The sequence below is a fragment of the Pseudomonas sp. Ps21-P2 genome, from assembly GCF_039672565.1.
Classification (GTDB): Bacteria; Pseudomonadota; Gammaproteobacteria; order Pseudomonadales; family Pseudomonadaceae; genus Aquipseudomonas.
Window position 1 is genome coordinate 841,665 of record NZ_JBDFPL010000001.1, and the last position, 13,150, is coordinate 854,814.

General features: G+C 64.8%; 12 protein-coding genes and 2 pseudogenes. 1 reads left to right on the top strand and 13 read right to left on the bottom strand.

The window, feature by feature from the left end; translation table 11 throughout:
- Positions 1–397: 397 nt before the first annotated feature.
- The gene (locus ABEH28_RS03625; protein ID WP_346629145.1) at positions 398–1,777 is read right to left on the bottom strand and encodes an HD domain-containing phosphohydrolase; all 1,380 of its coding nucleotides are present in this window, start codon (positions 1,775–1,777) and stop codon (positions 398–400) included.
- Between the two features lie 349 nt (positions 1,778–2,126).
- On the opposite strand from ABEH28_RS03625, the pseudogene ABEH28_RS03630 reads away from it, so the two are divergent.
- Positions 2,127–3,023, top strand: a pseudogene (locus ABEH28_RS03630) (ATP-binding protein); the annotation flags it as partial.
- Positions 3,024–3,026: 3 nt separating this feature from the next.
- Here ABEH28_RS03630 and ABEH28_RS03635 read toward each other — a convergent pair.
- The 12 genes and pseudogenes from ABEH28_RS03635 to gspG form a co-directional block, all read right to left on the bottom strand.
- Entirely contained in the window at positions 3,027–3,842 is an 816-nt protein-coding gene (locus ABEH28_RS03635) for a DUF1206 domain-containing protein (RefSeq protein WP_346629146.1), read from the bottom strand.
- A 227-nt stretch (positions 3,843–4,069) separates the two neighbouring features.
- Complete coding sequence (locus ABEH28_RS03640; protein ID WP_346629147.1) at positions 4,070–5,044, bottom strand: alpha/beta hydrolase; 975 nt, start codon at positions 5,042–5,044, stop codon at positions 4,070–4,072.
- Positions 5,045–5,117: 73 nt separating this feature from the next.
- Positions 5,118–5,753, bottom strand: a complete 636-nt coding sequence (locus ABEH28_RS03645) for a LysE family translocator (RefSeq protein ID WP_192173590.1) — start codon at positions 5,751–5,753, stop codon at positions 5,118–5,120.
- 236 nt (positions 5,754–5,989) lie between these two features.
- A complete protein-coding gene (gene gspD, locus ABEH28_RS03650) occupies positions 5,990–8,329 on the bottom strand; it encodes a type II secretion system secretin GspD (protein ID WP_346629148.1) in 2,340 nt (779 codons plus the stop codon).
- Positions 8,326–8,841, bottom strand: coding sequence for a hypothetical protein (locus ABEH28_RS03655; protein ID WP_346629149.1), 516 nt, complete (start codon positions 8,839–8,841; stop codon positions 8,326–8,328). Before ABEH28_RS03655 ends, gspD begins: the two co-directional genes overlap by 4 nt.
- Positions 8,842–8,975: 134 nt before the next feature.
- Positions 8,976–9,566 (bottom strand): annotated as a pseudogene (gene gspM / locus ABEH28_RS03660) (type II secretion system protein GspM); the annotation flags it as partial.
- The gene (locus ABEH28_RS03665; RefSeq protein WP_346629150.1) at positions 9,556–10,587 is read right to left on the bottom strand and encodes a PilN domain-containing protein; all 1,032 of its coding nucleotides are present in this window, start codon (positions 10,585–10,587) and stop codon (positions 9,556–9,558) included. The pseudogene gspM and the gene ABEH28_RS03665, both read right to left, overlap by 11 nt.
- Complete coding sequence (locus tag ABEH28_RS03670) at positions 10,584–11,312, bottom strand: type II secretion system minor pseudopilin GspK (protein ID WP_346629151.1); 729 nt, start codon at positions 11,310–11,312, stop codon at positions 10,584–10,586. The genes ABEH28_RS03665 and ABEH28_RS03670 overlap by 4 nt, the downstream gene beginning before the upstream one ends.
- On the bottom strand, positions 11,309–11,920 hold the full coding sequence (locus tag ABEH28_RS03675; RefSeq protein WP_346629152.1) for a prepilin-type N-terminal cleavage/methylation domain-containing protein: 612 nt from the start codon (positions 11,918–11,920) through the stop codon (positions 11,309–11,311). The genes ABEH28_RS03670 and ABEH28_RS03675 overlap by 4 nt, the downstream gene beginning before the upstream one ends.
- On the bottom strand, positions 11,917–12,252 hold the full coding sequence (locus ABEH28_RS03680; RefSeq protein WP_346629197.1) for a hypothetical protein: 336 nt from the start codon (positions 12,250–12,252) through the stop codon (positions 11,917–11,919). The genes ABEH28_RS03675 and ABEH28_RS03680 overlap by 4 nt, the downstream gene beginning before the upstream one ends.
- Before the next feature lie 29 nt (positions 12,253–12,281).
- Positions 12,282–12,719, bottom strand: coding sequence for a GspH/FimT family pseudopilin (locus ABEH28_RS03685; RefSeq protein WP_346629153.1), 438 nt, complete (start codon positions 12,717–12,719; stop codon positions 12,282–12,284).
- 1 nt (position 12,720) lies between these two features.
- The gene (gspG, locus tag ABEH28_RS03690; protein WP_065989019.1) at positions 12,721–13,146 is read right to left on the bottom strand and encodes a type II secretion system major pseudopilin GspG; all 426 of its coding nucleotides are present in this window, start codon (positions 13,144–13,146) and stop codon (positions 12,721–12,723) included.
- Between the last annotated feature and the right edge of the window lie 4 nt (positions 13,147–13,150).

The window sequence follows — 13,150 nt, forward strand, 5'->3', positions numbered from 1 at the left end:
CATTCACTCTCAATCTTGCAGCGCGCCATCCGACGCCTTCCCGGCTGAAGGCGGTCCCACAATTTTGCGGCGCACGCGATACTTCTGGATGCACGCAATGCTTTTTTGTGGGACCGGCTTCAGCCGGGAAGAGGCCCGTGCATTCACCCTCAATCTCGCAGCGCGCCACCCGACGCTTTCCCGGCTAAAGCCGGTCCCACAATTCGCGGCGCACGCGATACTTCTGGATGCACGCAATGCTTTTTAGTGGGACCGGCTTCAGCCGGGAATAGGCCCGTGCATTCACCCTCGATTTCGCAGCGCGCCACCTGACGCTTTCCCGGCTAAAGCCAGTCCTACAACCGGGAAGAGGGCGGTTCAGGCGCCGTCGATTTCTGTGCATCGATTGCTCAGCGCATCAACCGACCTGAGTCCAGTGGGTTTTCAGCGGTTCTGACCCGGGGACGTGTTCGGGCAGGCGCACGAAAATGCTGTAGCGGGTCTTGTTTTCGATGGCCTCGAAGGCCGCCAGTTTGTCGATCAGCGCGGCGTTGACCACCTTGCCCGCGTTCAGCAGCAGCATGCCGTTGTCGGCGTTCAGGTTGCGCACCAGAATCATGCCCGGCACCAGCTCGCGGGTAGTCACGGCCTTGACGGTCGGGTCGTTGAGCACCGCATCGTCCAGGTACGCCGCGCAGGCCTTGGCAAAATCCTCGATCAGGCCGGGGTCGTAGAGCTTGCCGGCGTAGCGGCGGATGAACAGCAAGGCCTCGCCGCTGCTTAGGTGTCTTTCCAGAATCAGCCCGCGCTGCAGTTCGATGAAGTCCACGGCCAGCTTGAGCAGCCGTGCGCCGTAGGGAATCGCTTCACTCTTGAGGTGCGCCGGAAAGCCGCTGCCGTCCCAGCGCTCCTGGTGATGCAGAATCAGACTGGCAGCGTCCTGGATGGGTTCGAGGGTCATCAGCAACGATTCGCTCTGCCGCGGGTAACTGCGCCACGTGTCGCGGTCGGCGTGGCTGACCATGTCCGACGGCGTGTTGATCAGCGCGTCGCTCCAGCCGAGCTTGCCGATGTTGTACAGCGCAGCGGCCATGCACAAGTCGCGGCGGGTGGACTCGTCCAGATTGAGTTGGCTGCTGCACGCGTTGATCAGGTCGATGACGTCGCGATTGGTCTGCTTGTCCACGGGCAGGCGCTGATTGACCAGCATCGAAAACACCTCGGTGCCGGTGGCGTAACTGTGCTTGAGCTCGTCATAGGCCAGATCAAGCATGTCGGCGGTCTGCTGCAATTCGGCGGTGCGCGCCAGCACGCGTTTTTCCAAGGTGGCGTTGAGGCTTTTCAGCTCATCGTTCTGCCGTTGGGTGAGCTGTTCAAGGCGCTGTCTTTCGCGTTCGGAAAACTGGAATGCCAGGGACTGACGCAGGGTCAGCACCAGCTCTTCGTCGGTCCAGGGCTTGGCGATGTACCGATGCACATGGCCCTGGTTGATGGCTTTGACGATGGTTTCGAGGTCGGCGTAGCCGGTCAGCAGGATGCGTGTGGTGTCCGGGTACAGGCTGTAGACCCGCGCCAGCAGCGCCGCGCCGTCCATGTCCGGCATGCGCGCGTCGCTGACGATCAGATCAACCGGCTTTTCGGCCATGATCGCCAGGGCCTGTTCGCCGCTAGTGGCCAGCAGCAGGTCATAGGGCTGCTCGCGGAGCAGGCGGCGCAGGCTGTTCAGAATCGATTCTTCATCGTCCACCAGCAGGACGGTGGGGCGTTGCTGCAACGAAACACTGGTTGAGGCTTCCATGATTGACCCCCGTTCGTACCGACATCGTGCCCGTGCCTTGGCTGCCACCCCGACTGCCATCATCACCGACAAGGGCAGCTGGATGCCGCAAGATTAGTTGAGATATCGCGACTCTTCGCGGCTTTTGCGCAATATAAATCGTCCCCTCAACTTCACCTTCGGCAGGCCGACACAAGGGCATGAGTCCACGGATTGAGGCGCTTGGTCGATCATGTTGCTCCTGCAGATATTCTCGATCATTTCCGTCTGCCTGCTGGTGCTGCTGGGTCGCTGGCTGCTGCACAGTTATCAGGTGATCAACCGGGTCAACGAGGACCTGCGGGCGGCCAACGAAGGACTGGAGCAGCGCGTCGAGGAGCGCACCCGGGAATTCAGGCAGGCCAGTCATGCGTTGCAGGTCGAGATCGACGAGCGCAAGCAGCTGGAGAGCCAGTTGATCGGCGCTGAAAAGCTCGCCTCACTGGGGCAGATGGCCGCCGGCATCGCCCACGAGATCAACAACCCCATCGGTTTCATCTCGTCGAACCTCGGCACCCTGGCGGTCTATTTCGGCAAAATCCAGGAAGTGCTTGAGGCCTACAAAGCGGCCGAGGATCAGCTCGGAGTGGCTGAGGTGCTTGAATCACTCAATGCCCTGAAAACGCGCCTGGACCTGGCCTTTGTCGAGGCGGAAATCCCGTTATTGATTCAGGAGTCGCGGGAGGGGGTGGCCCGCGCCGCGCAGATCATCAAGGACCTCAAGGACTTTTCCCGGGCCGACACCCACCCGCAATGGCAGTGGGCGAGCCTGCAGCGGGGTATCGATTCGACGCTGAACATCGCCGCCTATGCGGTCAAGTGCAAGGCGGACATCGTCAAACACTATGTGCCGTTGCCGGAGATCGAATGCCTGCCGGCGCAGCTCAATCAAGTGATCATGAATCTGGTGGTGAACGCGGCCCAGGCGATTGGCCCGGAGCGCGGCACCATTACCTTGCGCAACGGCGTGCAGGGGGACCGCGTGTGGCTTGAGATCAGCGACACCGGGAGCGGCATTGCGCCGGACGTGCTGCCGAAGATTTTCGACCCGTTCTTCACCACCAAACCGGTGGGCCAGGGCACCGGGCTGGGGCTGTCGCTGTCGTACGGGATAGTGCAAAAGCATCGCGGAACGATCAGCGTGCGCAGCGTGGAAGGGGGCGCCACGACGTTCCGTATCGAGCTGCCGATTCAGCAGCCGCGCCCTGAAGAGGGCGCAGTGAACTGAACGTCAGACGTGCGCCATTCCGGGCACGTCCATGTTGATCCGGCGCCAGGCGGCTTCGGCAAAGCTGTACACCGAAAATGCGATCAGCCCCAACGCCATGACCATCAGCACCACGCCCCCGGCGGGCAGGTTTTGCAGGGCGTTGAGCGCGTCTTTCAGACCGGGCGGGTGCATCGCCTGATAGCTCGAACCGCTGATGGCCAGCAGCACGCCCATTTCGACAAACGCCACGCCGCGCGCGATCAGGCCGAAGCGGGACACCGGGGTCACGTATCTCATGACCTCTTCGTCGGCCTCGAAATACTTCTCGAACGAAGCTTTCCAGCCCTTGAAGAAATGCGCAATGCCGACGCCAAGGGGCACCAGCGCAACGAGGTAGACGACCAGGTTGGAGTGTTTCCACGACAGCAGGGTGGCAAGCAGGTCTTGGGTATGACCGCCGCCGCCACCGCCGGAACTGCGCAGGCCGTCGATCAGCAGGCCCAGGGCAAAGAACGCCAGCGCACCGTTGACCAATCCACCCGCGAGCAGCCCGCCACGGATCACCAGGCCCTTGAATTCGCTGCCGTGATGGTCCACGTCCCGTGTCGCCTGCAACACGCGCCAGGCGGCAAACGCGAGCAGGCCCGCGACCACCAGCCCCACCAGAATGTGACCGAACGGTTGGCTGAACAGAGCTTCGAGGCTGCTGTGGCTGTCTTTGGGGCGTGACGAATCGCGGGCAGCCAGCAAGGCGAAAATGCCGATGATCAGGTACAGAACGCCGCGGGCGGCGTAGCCCGAACGGGCAAGCAGGACAAGGGTGTGATGCGGGGACATCGAAGGTTCTCCGGTTAAGCAATAGATGAGCAGACCCGGGAGCGCGCAAGGGGTTCGATCAGGTTGCTTTTTGCAGGACCGGCATCAGCGGGATCCCGATGGCTGCATGCGATGCTTTTAGTGGGACCGGCTTTAGCCGGGAAGAGGCCAGTGTGCACGCCATCAATTTTGCGGTATGGCCGCAGACGCCTTCCCGGCTAAAGCCAGTCCCACTAAAACCAAAGCGATCAACTCGCCGCAGATTGAATGCGCTGACGAATCCAGGCGCGGCTGTGGTCGAGCACGCGGTCGGCCATCATGGTCGGGAAATGGATGAAACCGTGGGGCGCGTCGGGCAACAGGTGCACTTCGACCCCGGCGGTTTTCGCCCAGCGATCGGCCATTTGCAGGGTATCGTCGCGCAGCGGGTCCAGTTCGCCGACCCACATCAATGCGGCCGGGAAACCGGATAGATCCCCATACAGCGGCGACAGCGGCGGCGCCTGACGCTGGGCATCGCTGATGTCTGGCGTGAGCAAGCGCAGGGCGGCAACCATGCCCGGTCCGTCCAGCACCAGCGTGTCCTTGCCTGCCGCTCGCACGCTCGGCGTGCCGGTCAGGTCATAAACCCCGTAATAGAGCAGGGCGCCGCACACCCGCTTGAACATCTCGGGCCAGGCCTTGAGCTGCAACAGCGTCGTCGCCGCCAGATGCCCGCCTGCCGATTCACCGACGACGATCACCGGCAACCCTGCGAACTCCGGGCAACCGTCACCCAGCAGCCATCGCGCCGCGACCAGGCAGTCTTCCATCAGCCCTTCGACCGACGTTGACACCGCCAGCCGATAATCGACCGAAACAACGGCCACATCGCACGCCCGCACCATGGCCATGTTCAGGTCGTCGTTCATCTGCGCGTTGCCGATCACCCAGCCGCCGCCATGAATGTCCAGCACCACGCCTTTGGCCTTGCCCTTGGGCCGGATGATCCGTACCGGCACGCGATGACCGTCGATAAACGCCGTGGTGCGTTCGGCGTGCAGGCCGTGGCGGGCCAGCTTGGCCGCCCCATTGAGCTGGCCGACGCGCAGCAGCGACTGAATCAAAAGCGGGGTGAAGCGGTTGCGGATACGAAAGCGCGGCAGCCAGGCCAGCTTCTGGTTGAAGCGCCGCGCCTGCGCCAGTTCGTCGTCGGGAAAATGCAGACCGTCGTTGCTGTCCAATTGCGTGCTCTCTCTCGGGCTCATACCCGCCAGTGTTGGGTACTGTCTTGGTGTGCGCGGGCGGCTTAGAGTTTCACGGGCGCGAGTAAAGCAATTTCAGGCCCGCCGTGGCGTAAACCAGGGCGAGAGTGCCTTCGATCCAGCGGCGCGCCCTGCGGTAGGCACGGATCATCGGCGCGGTCGAAAACACCAGCGCGTAGCCACAGAAGATGGTCACGCTGAGCACCGCGCAACCGGCAAGGATGACCGCGACGGTTTGCGGCGTCGCTTGCGCACCCAAACCCAGCGTCATCGTCGCCACCCAGCCCAGCAGCGCCTTGGGATTGGTGAGGTGCATGAGCAGGCCGCGCTGGTAAAGGCGCCAGCCAGAAAGCGCCGGTGCGTCAGCGATCTCGCGTTCGACCTTTTCGGTGGAGGTTAGCGCGGAGCGGGCCGCTTTGAAGGCGAGAAACAGCAGGTAGGCGCCGCCGAGGATTTTCAGCAGCATGAGCGCTTCGGCGTATTGCGTGAGCACGGCGGAAACACCGGTGGCGGCCATCGAACCCCAGAAAAACGAACCGCTGATCACGCCTGCCGCCAGCATCAGCGCCGGGCGTCGGCCCCGGTGCATCGCCACGCCCATGATGCGCATGTTGCTCGGCCCCGGACTCGCCGCGCCGACGATGTAGGCCGTATAGACGAGCAGAAGGTGATGAAGATCGAAGGGCATGGGCCTTGGTCCTTTAAGGTCGCGATAAAAGGGGTCGTTTGAAAACCTGTTTTACCACGGACCGGCGGATTGCCAAGCGCGCAATCACTTCTGTTGATCGCGCCCACGCGCTGCGTGGGTATGCCTCCCGTGACGCTCCGCGTCATCCCGCCCCCAGACCTTAAACAGCTTCCAACGAACGGACGCGGAGCGTCTGGGGCGGCATTCCCACGCGGAGCGTGGGAACGATCAACAAACTACCGGCTACCCATCGGCGGTGTCGGCTTGATCAGCTGCAACTGCTGGCGATAGTCATCGGTCACTTGCCGCGCCTGGCTGTTGCTGGTGATGACCCGTGGGGTGATCAGCACGACCAGTTCGGTGCGCTTCTTGCTCTTGCTGGTGTTGCCGAACAGCCAGCGCAGGCCGGGGATGCGGCCCAGGTACGGCACGGCGGACACGGTGTCGGCGTTGTCCTGTTTGATCAGGCCGCCGAGCAACACGGTCTGACCGCTCTGCACCGCCACCTGGGTCGACACCGAGCGGGTCGAGATCCGCGGGTTGCCGTTGGCGTCAGTCGACGTGTCATTGGCGTCGCTGACCTGCTGCTGGATGTCCATGTACACCAGGCCGCCCGGATTGATCCGCGGCACGACGTCGAGGATGACCCCGGTCTGCACGTATTCGACGCTGCTCAGGGTAGCGGTGGTGGCCGAGGTGTTGACCGTGGTCTGGCTGATCGGGATGTTGTCACCGACCTGAATCTGCGCCTGCTGGTTGTTCATCACCACCAGCGACGGCGCCGACAGCACTTGCGTGCGGCCGCTCTGTTCCAGCGCGTGAAGGGCGATCTGCAGGTTATTGCTGACGAACGAATAAAACAGCGAATCGGTGGCGCCGAGCCCAGCACCGCCGCCGCCCAATGCGCCCTGACTGCCGGCAGTGTTCGCCACGGTGGTGCTGGTGGAATTGCCGGCCAGACGGCCGAGGTACCATTGCACGCCAAGGTCCAGCTCGCCGGTCAGGTTGACTTCAAGAATTCGCGTCTCGATCTGTACCTGCATCGGCGCGTTGTCCAGGCGCTTGATGGCGGATTCGATCTCCGCCCACTGGGCCGGACGCGTGCGGATCAGCAACTGGTTGCTGCTCTGCTGGGCGGTGATGCGGGTGCTGTCGTCCAGACGCTTGCTGGCGCCAGAGCCGCTGGCCGCGGCGTCCGAGGTGTCGCCCTGACCGCTGCTGTCTGCGCTGTCTTCGGACGTCTCGCCGTCCTGCTCTTCATCGCCTTGCTGAGTGCCGGTTTGCAAACCACCATTGGCGCCACTCATCCCTGAACCCATGCCGCCACCGATCCCGGAGGAGCTGCTGTTCAGGCCCTGACCGCTGCCGCTCAGGCCGCCGCTGCTGCCGGTGCCACTGCCGTTGAGCGAGGACAGCGAACGCGTGCGCAGACCCGGTGCAACCTTGGCCGCGCTGTCGTCCTTGATCTGGCCGTTGCCGTAGATCTGCCGCAGGTATTTGGCCAGGTCCGAGGCCTTCATGTTGCGCACGTCGTAGACGTACATCTGCGGCTCGTTGCCGCCGCCTTCGTCGATGGTGTGAATCCAGTCGCCGACTTCGCTCAGGTAGCGCGGCTGGGAAGAAATCGCCACCACCGAGTTGGTCCGCTCGATCGGCAGAAACTTGACCATGCCCGCCAACGGCATACCGCTGTCCGGGCCGAACATCTTCTGCAGCTCGGGCATCAGCTCGCCGACGCTCGCGCGTTGCAGGCCGTAGACGGCGATGGACATGCCCTTGAGCCAGTCGACGTCGAAGGTGTCGATGGTGTCCTGGTAGTTGGCCAGCTCATCCGGCGTACCCGCGAGGCTCAACACGTTGCGCGCCGGATCCACCAGCAAAAACGCGTTGTCACGGGCGAAAGGCTTGAGCAGCTTCTGCATCTCGGTCGCCGAGATGAAGCGCAGCGGGAACAACCGCGCCGACAGCCCGGTGGACGGTCGCGCCACCGGCATCTCCGGCACCAGCTTGCCGGCCACAGCCTGATTGGCCGGCAGGATCACGTAACGATCGCCCTGGCGGATCATTGCGTTGTCGGTCCACGACAGCAGCGTTTCCAGAATCGACAGCGCCTGCTGCTTGTTCACCGGCTGCGAGGTCGAGAAGCTGACGTCGCCTTTTACGCCCTGATTGATGCTGTAGTTCTCGTGCAGCAAATCGCCGAGCACGGTGTTGATCACCGCTTCGATGGGCTGATTGGCGAAGTTGAAGGTGATGTCACCGGCGGCCGCCGACGCGCCTTTTCCACCCGCGCCGGTCTGGGCCGGGCCCGCACCGCGCACGAACGTCTGGTTGCCACGAATGATCTGCTGGCGCGCGGGCGCAGGCTTGGCGCCGGGGTTGTTCGGGCTCGGCGCTTCAACCGGATCGCTGACCGGGCCTCGCTGCGAGCCGGTGCCATTGAGTGCTTCCTGCATCAGGGCCGGATCGTTTTCAAAACGTTCCGGGGTGGACGCGCATCCAGCCAGGGCCACAGCGGTGGCCAGGCACAACAACGGGCTGCGCAGACGGGAAAACTCAGGGGTGCGATTGTTCATGGTGTGGGTACGTTTGGAAGAGTAATAGGGGGGACTTTCGACGGCGGCGGAAGGCGCAGCATGGGCAGACGCAGTTCGCGGGTCTGGCCCTGATGGCTGAAAGTGGCGTGTTGCGGCGTGACCGAATCCAGGGTCCAGCCGTTGTCCAGGGTGCTGCCGACGGCCAGCTTCAGGCGGCGCTTCTGCGGCAACTGCAGCAGCACCCATTGCGAAGCGCCGTCGATGATCACGCCGCTCAGGCTGATGCCGTCCAGGGACGAGACCTGGGATTTGCCGGTGACCAGATCAGGCTTGCGGTCCGGGCTGAACATAGACTGCTGCCACGTCAGCGCGAGGGCCTGGGCCGGCAGCGCAGGCAATGCCGCAGGCCCGGCCGTTGGTGTGGCTTGGCGCGCTTCGCCGGCCGGCAACCAGTCGATGTCCTGACCGGCGCCCATGCTCAGGCTGACGGCGACGGCTGCGAGGGCAACCGTCGCCGCGCCGAGCGCGAGGGTAAGGGAGTCGAACTTCATGCGTCAGGCTCCTCGGACGGTGTCGGTGGTTCAGGTTGCTCATCCAGATCGGCTTGCTCGGCGGGATCAGGCTGCTGCCGGGATTCGGTCGCTGGCTCGGCGGCGGGGGCTTTGGACGGCAGCGCCTTATGCGGCGCGGCCTGCTGCAGATAACCGCGCAACAGCAGATGCACCTGCAAGCGTCCGGCGCCGCCAGTGGCGGGGGCGGTTGTGGCGCGGCGAATGCTCAGGTTGTCGATGAACAGGAACGGCTGGCCGTATTCCAGTTCGTGCAGCAAGCCCACCAGTGGCTCCATGGCGCAGTCCAGGGTCAGGCTGACTTTGACCTGACGATACGGCTCGGCACTGTCGCGCTCGGGGGTGATCGGCATGCGCTGGGTGACCTGGCAGCCGGGGCCCTGATCGGCGTGGGCCTTGACCAGATCGAGGCTGCGCTGCATCAAATCGGCCGCCACGGCGCTCGGGTCTTCGCCGGGCAACAGGCTGCTGCGGCTTGACGGGTCGCGGCGGGCCGCCTGCAATTGCTGCTCAAGGCTGTCGCGCTGGGCGAGGGCGCCGGCGTAGCGTTGTTCCTGTTGGCGCAGAGTGTCGGCCTGGTCCTGCAGGTCGCTCAACGGATCGAGAAACCAGCTTTGCACCAACAGCCACCACGCCGCCCAAAGGACCAGGGCCAGCGCGATGAGCGCGGCGCCGCGACGTTCACGGGGGGTCAGTTCACGGCGCATCGGCGGACTCCTTGCGCAACTGGGCGCGCAGGGAAAAGCGCTCTTTGCCGGTCTGCGCGTCGGGCTGAATGATCCCCTGGAACTGCGCGTCGGTAAGGGTGCGGCAGTCTTTCATGCGGCTGATGAGGGCGCTGGCCTTGGCGCTCTGGCCGGTGATCGAGACGCTGCCGCCGTCAGAGATTTCCAGCTGCTCGACCCAGGTGTCGGCGCCCAGGCAACCGGTGAGGTCGGCGAGCACGCTGGAAGTGGTCGGCTGCGCGGCTTTTTGCTGGGCCAGATAGCGCGCGGCGCCCTGGGTGTTGATCAGCTCGCGGCGCAGGTTTTGCACGGCTTGCACCTGGCTGCGTTGCTCGTCGACGTGCTGTTGCATCGCTTCGACCTGGGCCGTGCGTGCATTCAGCCAGAGCACCATGCAGGTCAGCAGCAAGGCGCCGCAGACCACGGCGAGGAAACGCGGCAAGCGCGCGGAACCTGCAGATGCCGGTTTCAGCTCGGCCGGCAGCAGATCAACGTTGAGCCGTTCGCCCTTCGCGTTGCGCGCGTCCACGGCATAGAGCGACACCCCTTGCTGACGACAGGTGTCGATGATCGGCTGCAAACGCTCGCGCAGCACCGCCACCAGCAGCACCTGCGCCAGGGTTTTGCCCTTGGCGGTGACGCGCGCGACGTACTGCATCTGCTCGCGGGGGTAGGGCGTGTACTTGTCCAGTTCGAAACCGACCACGCTGTGCAGATCCCGCAGCGCTGCCAGCGGCAGTTGCAGCGGCTGCGCCAGGACCATGCCGGCGGGGAGCATCAGGATCAGTCGTTCGCCGCTCTCGTGGGTGATGTGCTCGGGCAGCGGCCAGTCAATCAGCCGCTCGCGCACCTGGGGCATCAGCCGGGCGCGGACGCTGGCGGGCAGCAGCGCCTGCAACTCCTCGAGCCAGGCCTGCCACAGATGCTGCGCCGGGCTGTCACGCCACTGACTGCGCACCCGGGCCTGCAAGGGCGCCAGCTGCTGTAAAAGTGATTGCTTCATTCTTGCCAACGCAGAACGCGATACGGTCGCGCTCCCTCCTTCGATGGGTTCAATAACAACGTGACGTTGAGCGTCGTGGTGTAACCGCCGGGCAATGTCGCCTGGCTTCGAATACTGACGACCGGGCCGGCGTCTTCGGTTGCGGGGCCCGCTTGCGGCAGACCCAACGCTTGCCGCAGCCAGGGCGACGCCATGCGCGGATCCGGCGCGGTCAGGCCGCTCCATAACGTGACGTGCGGGCTGGCGCACTGGTACAGCGGCTGGCCGATGCCCGGCAGTTCGCGCACTTCCTCGATCATCCGCAGCGGCGCCCGGCCGCCGCCGCGACGCTGCTCCAGGGCCTGGGCCACTTGCCGGGCCAGGTCCGGATTTGCCCCGCATGCCACCAGCAGGCGGGCGAAGGATTCCGCCGGTGCCGCGTTGAGGTCGAGCTTGCCGGTCTCGCTGCCCAGACTCACCGCGAGCGCGGCCTCATCGAAGCGCAATCCATGGGGCTGGTTGTCGGCTTTCCAGTGCCGTTGCGGGTCGCGGTCCAGTTGCGCCAGCACCGCCATGCCGATACCGGCTTCTGCGGCGAGTACCGCCTGGGTGTGCTGGCGTTGCCACAGGGCCTGACGGTTCTGCAGGTGCACCCAGCCCAGCAAACCGGCGAGCAGGGTACTGAGCAGCGCCAGCACCCACAACACCAGGAGCAGCGCGACGCCCTTTTGCCGACGGCCTGTCATAACGTGTGCGCCTCGCCGGACAAATCCAGGCGCAGATTGATGCTTTGCAGCGGCCACGGCACGGGACCGGCCAGTTGCGCGTCGATGCGCACGCTAATGGGCAGGCGTCCCGGCCATGGCCAGTGATCCAGCCACGCCGTGGATTCGCCGGTGGGCGACACACCGCGGTAACTCAGTTGCAGCGCGCGCACTTCATGCAACAACACCTGGGGCTCTTCGGCCGGCAGCAAGGCCTGACCGCGCAAGCGCTCCAGGCTGATCTGCAGACGCTGACCGGCCGCCAGCGTCACGCTGTGCCGGTACAAACCCCCGCCTAATGTGGCGGGCAGCGGCGCATAAAAGCTCATGGCCTGGGCGTCGCCCTCGAACACTGGCGCCTGACCGGGCTCGGAGCCGCCAGCGGCAAGAGGCAGCGCCTGACCGATGGCGCTGCGCAGAAAATTTTGTGTCGAACGTATTTCGTCGAGCCGCGTGCTGTAGCGCTCGGCCTTGGCCATGGCGCGGTTGGCCCCGGTGATCGCCGCGCCGACCATGGTCAGCAGCACGCCGAGCAGGCTCAACACCACCAGCACTTCGAGCAAGGTAAAACCCTGAGCGCTGCGCCTCATTGCCCGGCACCTGAGGCAGCACTGCGCACTTGCAGGCTGCTGTAATGGGCGCGCTGTGCTCCGTCGCTCACTTCCAGATCCAGTCGCCAGGCCGTCGCCGGGCCGTTACCCCGGGGCAGCGCGCTGACATCCATCTGCCAGTTCACGCCGCTCCAGCGACCTTCGGTCCGGCCCGGCTGCAAGCGACCGGCGCTGGCCTCATCGATCAGCGAACGCGCGGCCAGACTCAGCCGGTCACTGCGTTGCGCCTGCTGCAAGGCCCGCGCGCTCTGCCCGAACGCCACCACCAGCACGCTGCTGCACACCGCCAGCACAGCCAGGGCGGCGAGCATTTCCAGCAATGTGAAACCGCGCTGACGCCTCAATTGAGCGTGCGCAACTGAACGTTGCCGGTCAGCCAGTTGATGTCGACGCGCCAGTGTTTGTCGCCCCGGGCCAGCAGCAGATGGCCGCCGCTGGAACCGCCGTCCGGGTAGAACTCGAACGCCGGGCCGAGGCCGTCGGCGGTCTGCAGTTGCACGCGCATGTCGGTGGGCAGTTGCACCGGCTTCAGTTGCGGGCCTTGAAGCCGACCGTTGCGCAGATCAAAGCGCGTCTGCGCCGGTTGCCCGGTGACGATCGCCTGCACCCGCGCCGCGCGCAGTGACTGCACCACCTCGCTCAACGCCCGGCGCTCACTGACCGCGTGCAAACCCCGACCCACGCCAAAGCTCACCAGCCCGACGCTGATGCCGATCAGAACGATCACCACCAGCAATTCGAACAGGGTGAAGCCGCGGGCGCGGGGCAGGGCGTGCATGTTATTCCCAGTTACCGATGTCGGCCTTGTAGCCGTCACCGCCAGGCTGGCCGTCCTGACCGAAGAAGATCAGGTCAAAGCTGCCGTGCTCGCCCGGGTAGCGATAGCCGAACGCGTGGCCGAACGGGTCTTTCAGGTCCGAAGGCTTGGCGTACGGGCCGGCCCAACCGGTGGCATTGGCCGGCTTGGTCACCAGTTGCTGCAGATTGGCCGGTGGCGTGCCGACGTCCAGGCCGTAGCTTTCGACCTTCATGCCGAGGCTGGCGAGTTGCGCCTTGCCCGCGCCGTATTTGCCCTTGTCGACGTTGCCGCCGACCTGACGCACGACGATGGTGGCGACGATGCCCAGCAGCACGATCACGGCGAGCATTTCCAGCAGGGTGAAACCGCCCTGGCGACGGCCTTGGGCAGCGTTGAATCGGGACATGTCT

Excerpts from the sequence above, each read along its gene's own strand:
- gspG (WP_065989019.1), bottom strand. The coding sequence starts at position 13,146 with ATGTCCCGATTCAACGCTGCCCAAGGCCGTCGCCAGGGCGGTTTCACC.
- ABEH28_RS03680 (WP_346629197.1), bottom strand. The coding sequence starts at position 12,252 with ATGCTCGCCGCCCTGGCTGTGCTGGCGGTGTGCAGCAGCGTGCTGGTG.
- ABEH28_RS03645 (WP_192173590.1), bottom strand. The coding sequence starts at position 5,753 with ATGCCCTTCGATCTTCATCACCTTCTGCTCGTCTATACGGCCTACATC.
- gspD (WP_346629148.1), bottom strand. The coding sequence starts at position 8,329 with ATGAACAATCGCACCCCTGAGTTTTCCCGTCTGCGCAGCCCGTTGTTG.
- ABEH28_RS03675 (WP_346629152.1), bottom strand. The coding sequence starts at position 11,920 with ATGAGGCGCAGCGCTCAGGGTTTTACCTTGCTCGAAGTGCTGGTGGTG.
- ABEH28_RS03665 (WP_346629150.1), bottom strand. The coding sequence starts at position 10,587 with ATGAAGCAATCACTTTTACAGCAGCTGGCGCCCTTGCAGGCCCGGGTG.
- ABEH28_RS03670 (WP_346629151.1), bottom strand. The coding sequence starts at position 11,312 with ATGACAGGCCGTCGGCAAAAGGGCGTCGCGCTGCTCCTGGTGTTGTGG.
- ABEH28_RS03685 (WP_346629153.1), bottom strand. The coding sequence starts at position 12,719 with ATGCACGCCCTGCCCCGCGCCCGCGGCTTCACCCTGTTCGAATTGCTG.
- ABEH28_RS03655 (WP_346629149.1), bottom strand. The coding sequence starts at position 8,841 with ATGAAGTTCGACTCCCTTACCCTCGCGCTCGGCGCGGCGACGGTTGCC.
- ABEH28_RS03625 (WP_346629145.1), bottom strand. The coding sequence starts at position 1,777 with ATGGAAGCCTCAACCAGTGTTTCGTTGCAGCAACGCCCCACCGTCCTG.
- ABEH28_RS03635 (WP_346629146.1), bottom strand. The coding sequence starts at position 3,842 with ATGTCCCCGCATCACACCCTTGTCCTGCTTGCCCGTTCGGGCTACGCC.